Origin of the sequence: Falsiroseomonas sp. E2-1-a20 (assembly GCF_051433195.1) — a bacterium.
In the GTDB taxonomy this organism is placed as follows: domain Bacteria; phylum Pseudomonadota; class Alphaproteobacteria; order Acetobacterales; family Acetobacteraceae; genus Falsiroseomonas.
This window is the reverse complement of the sequence record NZ_JBHMFT010000149.1, coordinates 1-1,363: the sequence shown is the minus strand read 5'-3', so window position 1 is coordinate 1,363 and position 1,363 is coordinate 1. Positions and strand designations below refer to the sequence as shown.

General features: G+C 66.3%; 2 pseudogenes. One reads left to right on the top strand and one right to left on the bottom strand.

The window, feature by feature from the left end:
* Window positions 1–1,039: pseudogene (locus tag ACFHPP_RS31025) on the bottom strand (IS3 family transposase); the annotation flags it as partial.
* Between the two features lie 22 nt (window positions 1,040–1,061).
* On the opposite strand from ACFHPP_RS31025, the pseudogene ACFHPP_RS31020 reads away from it, so the two are divergent.
* Window positions 1,062–1,363: pseudogene (locus ACFHPP_RS31020) on the top strand (hypothetical protein); the annotation flags it as partial.

Below are 1,363 nucleotides of genomic sequence, written 5' to 3'. Positions count from 1 at the left end.
GAGCCAACTCGCCGGCGATGTAGCAGGGCCCGTTGTCGGACAGCAGGCGCGGTCGGTGCCGCACGCGGGCCTGGGTGCAGCCAGAGGCGGTGAGCGCCATCTCCAGCGTCTCGGTGACGTCGCTGGCGGCCATGCCGGTGCAGAGCTTCCAGGCGATGACGTAGCGCGAGAAGTCGTCAAGCACGGTGGACAGGTAGAACCAGCCCCAGCCGATGACCTTGAGGTAGGTGAAGTCGGTCTGCCACAGTTGGTTGGGCGCAGTGGTCTTGGTGCGGAACTCCTCGGCCGCCTTGACCACGACGAAGGCCGGGCTGGTGATAAGGTCATGCGCCTTGAGCAGGCGGTAGACCGAGGCTTCGGAGACGAAGTAGCGCTGCTGTTCGGTGAAGCGCACGGCGAGTTCCCGCGGTGACAGCGCGGGTTCGGCCAGCGCCAGTTCGATGATCTCGTCGCGTGTCGGTTCCGGGATACGGTTCCACACGCGATCGGGCCGCGAAGGCCGATCGGCCAGGGCTTTCGGGCCGCCGCTCCGGTAGCTGTCGTACCAGCGATAGAACGTCGCCGGCGGCACACCCAACTGGCGCAGCGTACGCCGGACCGGCAGGTGGGATTGCTCGACGAGGCGGATGATCTCGAGCTTCTCGTGGGCGGGATACCTCATGTACGGTCGCCCCAGCCGCGATCATGCTTTTTTCAGTAAGCGCAGCTCGAGCGCCTGTTCAGCCACGACCTCTTTCAGCGTTCGGGCCTCCTGGCGCAGTTCCTTGACCTCGTCAGTGGTGGCGGCGCGCGCCGTGTCACCGGCCAGGCGGCGCTTTCCGGCTTCCAGGAATTCCTTCGACCAGGCGTAGTACAGGCTCTCGGCGATGGCCTCGCGACGGCACAGGGCGGCGATGCTCTCCTCGCCGCGCAGGCCTTCGAGGACGATGCGGATCTTGTCCTCGGCCGAGTGGTGCTTGCGGGTGGCGCGGCGGATGTCGCGCACCACCTTCTCGGCCGGCGGCTTGGCTGCGGCGGGGGCGGAGGATTTCTGGCTCATCTTCACTCTCCTGGCTGTTACGATGAGCCAGAAACCCTCCGTTCCTCAACTCCCCTCATCTGTCTCAAGAGTGCTGACGCCGGACAGTGCGCTTCAGGCCCAAGCGACCCGTCGTCGTCAGCTCGTCGAGATGCGCAAGCAGGAAGCGACACGTCTGCAGCAGACTGCAGACCTAAACGCGTGCGCCGACATCCGCAGCGTCGTCGCTCTGCTCGACCGGCGCATTGCGAAGATCGAGGCGCGAATAGCTGCCCTCGTTGCGGCCGACCCCGAGCTGGCCGCCATCGACCGACGGCTTCGTACCGCGCCTTGCGTCGGGCCTAT